Source organism: Candidatus Dependentiae bacterium (assembly GCA_020431705.1).
In the GTDB taxonomy this organism is placed as follows: domain Bacteria; phylum Babelota; class Babeliae; order Babelales; family Vermiphilaceae; genus JAGQHQ01.
This window is the reverse complement of the sequence record JAGQHQ010000026.1, coordinates 1-7,746: the sequence shown is the minus strand read 5'-3', so window position 1 is coordinate 7,746 and position 7,746 is coordinate 1. Positions and strand designations below refer to the sequence as shown.

Sequence of the window (7,746 nt, the reverse complement as noted above, 5' to 3'; positions counted from 1 at the left end):
AAAACTATATAGCAGCAATCCAAATTGCCGCTATATTCTATACTTTGAGGCATTTATGAATTTTGGGATAGATTCTATATCTATACCCAAAAAATACTTTTGTTATACATTTGCTAAAATAGTTGCGCTATTACGTGTAATTTCTGCAGTGCCACCACGTGTGAGCAATATACTTTCTTGTTTTCCATTTTCTAAGCGAAATATCATTTTTTTTTGCGGTGACAAAATCAGAATAGTCGGTACATGGCCAGGTTGAATCACAAAGTTACCAACTGGTGTGTTGAGTTCCAGCCATACAATTTTGTGCGTTTGTTTTGCCGTTGGGCTAATGATATTTAATTCCATCACTTAACCTTCTTGCGTAGCTCTTGTGCTTTCTCTTGAGCTTCTTCAATGGTGCCAACCATATAAAATGCTTGCTCTGGTAGATGATCAAATTCACCATTTATAATACGTGCAAAATCGTCTACGGCTTTATCTTTTGATACATAACGACCAGGAATACCAACAGCAAATTCCGCGCTGAACATTGGTTGCGTTAAAAATTTCTGAATTCGTTTTGCGCGATTAACTAATTGTTTATCTTCCTCAGAAAGTTCATCCATACCCAAAATAGCAATGATGTCTTGTAGCTCTTTATATCGTTGTAATGTACTTTGAATAGTGCGAGCAACTTCATAATGTTTTTTACCAACAACACTTGTTTGTAGTCCTTTTGAACTGGAGGCAAGTGGGTCGATTGCTGGGTACAAGCCAAGCTCTACAAGTTTTCGAGAAAGTACTGTGCTTGCATCCAAGTGCATAAAAGTTGTTGCTGGTGCTGGATCAGTAATATCATCAGCTGGAACGTACACAGCTTGAATGGAAGTAATCGATCCATTAATTGTATTGGTGATTCGTTCTTGAAATGCGCCCATTTCTGTTGCCAATGTTGGCTGATAGCCAACAGCAGAGGGTAGACGACCAAGTAAGGTAGAGACTTCAGAACCCGCTTGTACAAATCTAAAAATGTTATCAATAAAGAGTAGAACGTCTTTTTTTTCTTCATCACGGAAATATTCAGCCATGGTCAAGCCAGTCAAGCCAACGCGTAGACGTGCACCAGGCATTTCTCCCATTTGGCCAAATACGAGTGCTGTCTTATCTAAAACACCAGTTCGTTTCATTTCAAGCCAAAGTTCATTGCCCTCACGAGTACGTTCACCAATACCCGTAAAAACTGAAACTCCGCCATGTTCTGTTGCAATATTGCGAATTAATTCTTGTACTAAAATTGTTTTACCAACACCTGCACCACCAAATAGACCAATTTTTGATCCCTTAATATAGGGACACATGATATCAATTACTTTTATACCAGTTTCTTGAATTTCATCAGCAATTTTTTGTTTAACAAGTTCTGGCGCACTACGATAGATATTCCATCGTTTTTCAGATTGAAGTTGTGGCTTATCATCAATTGTTTGACCAAGGACATTAAAAATTCTGCCGAGCACTTGCTTACCTACAGGCACGCTAATTGGTGCGCCGGTATCAACTACTTCTAACCCGCGTCTAATAGTATAAATGTTATCAATTGCAATACAGCGAACTGCACCATCGCCTAGCTGTTGTGCAACTTCAATGCTTGCAGGTTTTCCTTCAGGAAAAACAACTCTTAGCTCGTTTAAAATATTCGGTGCTGATTCACGTTCAAATTGCACGTCAATAATAGTACCACTTACTCGTAGTACATAACCTTTGTTGTTTGATGCTGTTTGATTGGCCATAATTAAAACGCCCCTGGCAGTAAAAAAAGTCGTATATACGTAAATAAGCTAAAGGAACTGGTTTTGTTTGTAAAGAAAATGAAAATTATGGGTATAGTTAACCGAGCTTTTTAGTCGTATTTTTTGTAACAAGGTAAAAATAATAAATCGGGCGACTAAGCTTTTTGTAAAAAGAATGATTTAAAAATTAAAAAGTGAGATGCACAGTTAATTTTTCTGAATTTTATTGATACCAATTTGTGTAAACCTATCTGCGAGCTCTTGAGAATCAAGAAGTCCAGTTTTTGCATCTAAATATTGTATTACTGAGCTGCTGTTGATAATGCCGCGGACCAGAGATTCTGTAATAGATCTTCTTTCTAAAATGCTTGCAACAAAACATGAGGCAAATGCATCGCCTGCGCCCAAAGTTGAAACAACATTAGTTGGTATACTTGGATGAAAATATGTTGATTCTTGTGTAGCAACATATACACCATTAGCGCCATCTGTAACAACTGCAATGCGTGGGCCTTTGTCTAGCACGTATTTAAAATAATCTTCACGAGAGCAGTTATTTTTGTTTCCATGTAGAGAGCAGCCAAGTAAGCTTGCTTCGTAAGCATTTAGAATTAATATATCGATATTAGCTAAACACTTTTTAAGTATTGGTGCACCTGATTCTAGTTGGCTGGTTCCTGGATTTGTGGCAACTGGTATGTTCTGTTGTTTTGCAAAGTCGGTAATAGGTAACAAAAGATCAGAAGTTTTTTGGCTAAGAGATGTGATATAGAGTTGATCCATTTTTTTTATTTGTTCAAACGGAATATCTTTTTTTTCTATAGTAATGTTTGCGCCACGATAGATAAGTACAGTTCTGTTCCCGGATGGACATGGAATAATGAATGAACTGCCGGTTGAAATTTTTTTGTGTTGTATAATTAAATCTGTATTTATTTTTTCTTGGGTAAGTTCTTGAGTAATTGCGTTTGCTTGATTATCATTGCCCACTTTGCAAAATGTAGTAACATCAAAACCCAGACGAGAAAGTGAAATAGCTGAATTAGTTGCGCCGCCGCCAGTATAATACTCTATTGCATCAACTTCTATTTTTGCTCCCTCGCGCAATAATACAAAGCATTCTTGTGCGCCGTTATGCTCAAACTTTTTTGTTTCAATATTTTGGTGTTGAATAAAAATATCCCGCATTGCGCTACCGATGGTCATAATTTTCATGTTATATACCTTTTTACTGAGTTAATTCAGGCAAGTTATGCAAATAAAACAATACTATGTCAAATATAAAGAGTATAAAAAATGCTCCGCTTATTACAGCGGAGCAATAAAATATTATTAATCGAAATCAAATTTTTATTACGCTTTGGCGCGAGTAACTGGCATTAAAATACGATCAATTACTTCATCTGCATGCTCTACCCAAATGACTTCAATGCCATCAGCAACTTCTTCGTGTCCAATCAAATCATTTTTATTTTTGACTGGTAAAAATACGTGTGGAACGTTATTACGTTTTGCTGCTAATATTTTTTCTCGTACACCACCAATTGGCATAACCTCACCTCGCAAATTAAGTTCTCCAGTCATTGCATATTTTGCGTTGATCGGCCGTTGAGTTAATGCCGATAAGATTGAAGTAAGCATTGTGATTCCAGCAGATGGGCCATCCTTTGGAACAGCGCCAGCAGGAACATGAATATGCAAATCATGTCGTGTAAATACTTCATATGGAATTTTAAAGCGTTTGGCATGTGCCTTTGCATAACTCATAGCTGCTTGAGCAGACTCTTTCATAACATCACCAAGTTGTCCAGTCAAAATCAAATTTCCTTTGCCAGGCATTAAAACTGCTTCAATTTTGATCATTTGTCCGCCATATGCTGTCCATGCAAGTCCATTTGTAATGCCAATAGAGTCATGCAGTAGTGCTTGTTCATCAAGATATTTGCGTGGTCCAAGATATTGCTCTAAATTATTGCAGCAAAATTTTAGTATCTTATTTTCTTGTACGATTGCACGGGCTGCTTTAGAGCATAGAGTTCTAATCATTCTCTCAAGCTGTCTGACACCCGCTTCTTTTGTATAATTAGTTATCAAGTCAACAATTACATCGCGTGCTATTTTTGCTTTTTGTATATTAAGGCCTGTATCAAGCATTGCTTTTTCAGTCAAATGTTTTTGTGCAATATTTATTTTCTCTTCTATTGTATAGCCAGAAAGTTCGATTACTTCCATTCTGTCGCGTAGTGGTTCAGAAATAGTACTTAAGTTATTTGCGGTAGCAACAAACATAACTTGTGATAAGTCAAATGGAATTCCCAGATAATTATCATAAAATGTTCTGTTTTGTTGTGGATCAAGGACTTCTAACATCGCAGCTGATGGATCACCTCTAAAATCTACGCCAATTTTATCAAGTTCATCAATAACGATAATTGGATTACATGAGTTTGCTTTTCGTATTGCCTGGATAAAACGACCAGGCATCGCGCCAACATATGTTCTGCGGTGTCCACGAATTTCGGCTTCATCTTTTACACCACCTAATGAAATGCGTACATATTCTTTGTTAAGTGCATGAGCAATTGATTTACCGAGTGACGTTTTTCCAGTTCCTGGCGGGCCAACAAAACATAAAATAGGAGCGTACCCATCTTTTTTGAGGTTTCTAATAGATATGAAATCCAAAATTCGATCTTTAATATCTTTAAGACCATAATGTTCTCTGTCAAGGACATCTTGTGCGTGCTTAATATCAAGGTTATCTATTGTCTGTTTGCCCCATGGCAAAGCAAAAATCCAGTCTAAGTAATTTCTTATAACAGAAGCCTCCATAGAGTCAGGTGATGTTTTTTCTAGTCGATTAACTTGTCGTTCAATTTCTTTTTTTGTTTCCTCAGATACTGGTAAATGTTCTAGCTGTTCTCGCATTTGGTCAATTTCTTCTGTATCATCTTCACCCAGTTCTTTTTTGATTGCTTTGAGTTGCTCTCGCAGATAAAATTCCTTTTGTGATTTGTTCATTGATTCTCGTGCATTATTGCGAATGCGTTCTTGAATTTCTGCAACTTCGATTTCTTTGTATAGGTGTTGATGCAGGAGATCTAATAAATCTTGTTTTGTTTTTGATTCCAAAAGCTTTTGCGCTTGTTGAACGGAAAGACTGAGATGAGAAAGAATAAAATCGGCAATTTTATCAGGATCTTGCATTTTTGAAAGAATAAGATGAAAATCTGGGCTAAAAGCATTGCCAGATACGGTCATTTTTTCCGTCAAAGATTTGATGTTTTTTATTTGGGCTTTGATTATCTCTTCATTTTCATTATCGGTAAACTTCATTTCTTCTACTGTGGCATGTAAAGAGTTATCTTCAGCAATAATTTCTTTAATTTGTACTTTACTTACTCCCTGAACTAAAATTTTTATGCCGCCTTCAGGAATTTTAATAAGACGCATGATAGAAGCAACTGTGCCAATACTGTATAAATCTTTGGTGCCGATTACTTCTTGTTGGTCGAGTTGTTTTTTTGCTGCAATGAGCAAAACGAGTCGAGATTTTTGCAATGAATCGTTAATTCCAGAAATTATTTTTTCATCCATCACAAGGAGTGGTACAATTGTGTGTGGAAATACCACAACGTCCATGGTGGGAATCACCGGGAGCATTTCTGGTATATGTTCTTGTAAATTCTTATTAAATAGTGTTTTCATCAACTCCCCCTATCTGACAAAGCATTATTTTAATAGTTTGTGTGATACAGAGCCTTATATTGGCCGATCACATCACCAGTCTATGGTAGATAAGCCCGGAAAAACAATGATATATTTAAAATCGAGTAAAAGTTGTTATAGCAAAAGGTCTTATTCATATTCACTCAGATGGCAGTACCAAATGTGCATTAATTTATTTGTAGCTCGAAGTTGTATTTATTTTTAATTTTATTATTATTGTTCTTAAGGTTTTGAATAAAGTGCATTTTTTACTATAGGTTGCATTATGATCAGAAATACTATATTTAAATATTTTTTAATTATTTCTCTTTTGTCAAATTCGCCAATCGGTTTTTGTTTCGCAGAAGAAAAAAAGTCCGTGAATAATGATGCTAACAATACTTGTGACATCAAAAAAGATAAAAAAATTGGAGATAAAAAAATTCCTTTACAGCCTCATATTTATATGCAGATGTTAAAACAAGCACATGAGTTAGATAAAGAAAGAAATCCATTTGGTCATGGGATATCTAAAATGATTACCTATGCAATCGGAGGTACATTAACTATGACAGCACTTTTTGCTGCGATTGTTTGTGCTTGTATGGGTGTTAGTAAAGATATGCAAAAAATTGCAGAACCTTTGTACTTTGTGGGTGGAGCACTTTTTTCTGCTATGTTAGCAGGTATGAGTTTTGGATGCACGCTGTGTGCAAATAGCTTTTTGGATGAATCTGCTAATCGTCATGTAATAAATGTTCAAAAAAACTATGAAGCTCGCGATGAAGTTATTGATGATGAAGTTATTGATAGTAATATTGAGTATATGAGATAGTCTCTAATTTAATTAAGGATATTTTTATGAAAATGTACACTGTTTTTTTTATAGTTATTGGTTTAATATGTATTTCTGGTGCTCATTTGCATGGTATGAAGAGCAATGTAAATGATAAAAATGACAATTCAAAAGCAGGAAAAGTATGCTTGAATCAAGAAAAATACGTCAAAACTCTTAAAAGGATGCAGAAGTTAGATCAAGACAATTATGAAAAAACTTTATCAGTCAGAAAAGCTGCTATTTGTTTATCTAGCATTCTTGGTATTACTACTGCAGTTATTGCTGTGTGTGGATGTTACAATGCTTTACGAGGTGGTGATGTTAGTATCAGCAAGGGTTTTGGATTTTATGCGGCGGCTTCTGCGTTTATTTCTATAATGTCTATATTTCCTTTTATGGATACACAGCAGAATATCAAACAGTTTCACCATGCTTATTTATTAAAAAACGACGACGACGGCGATGATAAAACTTCTTTCTCATATAGTGATACCAATTCCTCAAAATAATCCTGTAAAAAATGAAAAATATTGCTGACAAAAGGCAGACATGGGAAACCTGCAAGAAAATATATAAGCAACGAGGGTTTCTATTTGTATTAAACTGTTGACTTGTCCCGCTCCAAATATGATACAATTAAGATATATGAAAGTACAAAGTACAAAAAGTGCGATATATAACCATTTAAAAGAGAAATATATGATTCACACATATATTATGTCAGCAATTATAGCAATTGCTTTATTCATTAGCCCAGTGTTACAAGCGCAGCAAGAGCCTACTGGCGGTGGATTGTTTGATAGCTACAGCCTACCAAGTTTTCAAAGTATTTTAGAGAAAACGCAGGATACCGTTAACTGGGTGAAGGAAACAGTTAAAGAACGCCCAAAGACTACCCTCGGAATCGGAGCTCTGGCACTGTTTGGTGCCGCTTATTTCTTGATGCATAAGCAAAAATCTCAAGAAGATACAAACATTATGCGAAAAGAAATAAAAAAAACTAAGAAAGATATTACGCAAGAAAAAGAAAAAGGAACAACTCATATATCCACTGAGTCATATGAAACAATAAGTGAATTTGCGGAAGCGTTTATTGCAAAATTGAACAATACCAAGGAGTTTCCGCTCACATTCACAGGAATAGTTAGCGAAAATTCTTTATCGTCTTTAGCGTCTATTGTTGCTAAAAAACAAAAAAACAAAGAAAAAACCTATAATCTGAAAATTACATTTAACAACAACTATGAAAGTAACAACAACTATGAAAGAAACATTAATTCGATTAGTGAAAGCAATAGTATAAAGCATAAAATAATATCGTCTTACTACTGGTGGTGTGTGCGAATTGCGACATTAAAAAATAAGAATCTATCCCAAAATTCATAAATGCCTCAAAGTATAGAATATAGCGGCAATTTGGATTGCTGCTAT

Annotated in this window: 7 protein-coding genes; 3 read left to right on the top strand and 4 right to left on the bottom strand. The window is 35.3% G+C overall.

Annotated features, from left to right (window positions below):
* Positions 1 to 102 precede the first annotated feature (102 nt).
* From KC460_04975 to lon, 4 genes are all read right to left on the bottom strand, one after another.
* The gene (locus KC460_04975) at positions 103 to 345 is read right to left on the bottom strand and encodes a hypothetical protein (protein ID MCA9770694.1); all 243 of its coding nucleotides are present in this window, start codon (positions 343 to 345) and stop codon (positions 103 to 105) included.
* Positions 345 to 1,769: a F0F1 ATP synthase subunit beta gene (gene atpD / locus KC460_04970; protein MCA9770693.1), complete on the bottom strand. Its 1,425-nt coding sequence runs from the start codon at positions 1,767 to 1,769 to the stop codon at positions 345 to 347. The genes KC460_04975 and atpD overlap by 1 nt, the downstream gene beginning before the upstream one ends.
* A gap of 207 nt (positions 1,770 to 1,976) precedes the next feature.
* Complete coding sequence (locus KC460_04965) at positions 1,977 to 2,957, bottom strand: carbohydrate kinase family protein (protein MCA9770692.1); 981 nt, start codon at positions 2,955 to 2,957, stop codon at positions 1,977 to 1,979.
* A gap of 165 nt (positions 2,958 to 3,122) precedes the next feature.
* Positions 3,123 to 5,477, bottom strand: a complete 2,355-nt coding sequence (gene lon, locus KC460_04960; protein ID MCA9770691.1) for an endopeptidase La — start codon at positions 5,475 to 5,477, stop codon at positions 3,123 to 3,125.
* A gap of 286 nt (positions 5,478 to 5,763) precedes the next feature.
* On the opposite strand from lon, the gene KC460_04955 reads away from it, so the two are divergent.
* The 3 genes from KC460_04955 (at position 5,764) to KC460_04945 (ending at position 7,701) form a co-directional block, all read left to right on the top strand.
* The gene (locus tag KC460_04955) at positions 5,764 to 6,312 is read left to right on the top strand and encodes a hypothetical protein (GenBank protein ID MCA9770690.1); all 549 of its coding nucleotides are present in this window, start codon (positions 5,764 to 5,766) and stop codon (positions 6,310 to 6,312) included.
* A gap of 26 nt (positions 6,313 to 6,338) precedes the next feature.
* Positions 6,339 to 6,824: a hypothetical protein gene (locus KC460_04950; GenBank protein MCA9770689.1), complete on the top strand. Its 486-nt coding sequence runs from the start codon at positions 6,339 to 6,341 to the stop codon at positions 6,822 to 6,824.
* A gap of 190 nt (positions 6,825 to 7,014) precedes the next feature.
* Entirely contained in the window at positions 7,015 to 7,701 is a 687-nt protein-coding gene (locus tag KC460_04945; protein ID MCA9770688.1) for a hypothetical protein, read from the top strand.
* The last annotated feature ends 45 nt before the right edge of the window (positions 7,702 to 7,746 follow it).

Coding starts and splice junctions, on each gene's coding strand:
- KC460_04975 (MCA9770694.1), bottom strand. CDS start 345: ATGGAATTAAATATCATTAGCCCAACGGCAAAACAAACGCACAAAATT.
- atpD (MCA9770693.1), bottom strand. CDS start 1,769: ATGGCCAATCAAACAGCATCAAACAACAAAGGTTATGTACTACGAGTA.
- KC460_04965 (MCA9770692.1), bottom strand. CDS start 2,957: ATGCGGGATATTTTTATTCAACACCAAAATATTGAAACAAAAAAGTTT.
- lon (MCA9770691.1), bottom strand. CDS start 5,477: ATGAAAACACTATTTAATAAGAATTTACAAGAACATATACCAGAAATG.
- KC460_04955 (MCA9770690.1), top strand. CDS start 5,764: ATGATCAGAAATACTATATTTAAATATTTTTTAATTATTTCTCTTTTG.
- KC460_04950 (MCA9770689.1), top strand. CDS start 6,339: ATGAAAATGTACACTGTTTTTTTTATAGTTATTGGTTTAATATGTATT.
- KC460_04945 (MCA9770688.1), top strand. CDS start 7,015: ATGATTCACACATATATTATGTCAGCAATTATAGCAATTGCTTTATTC.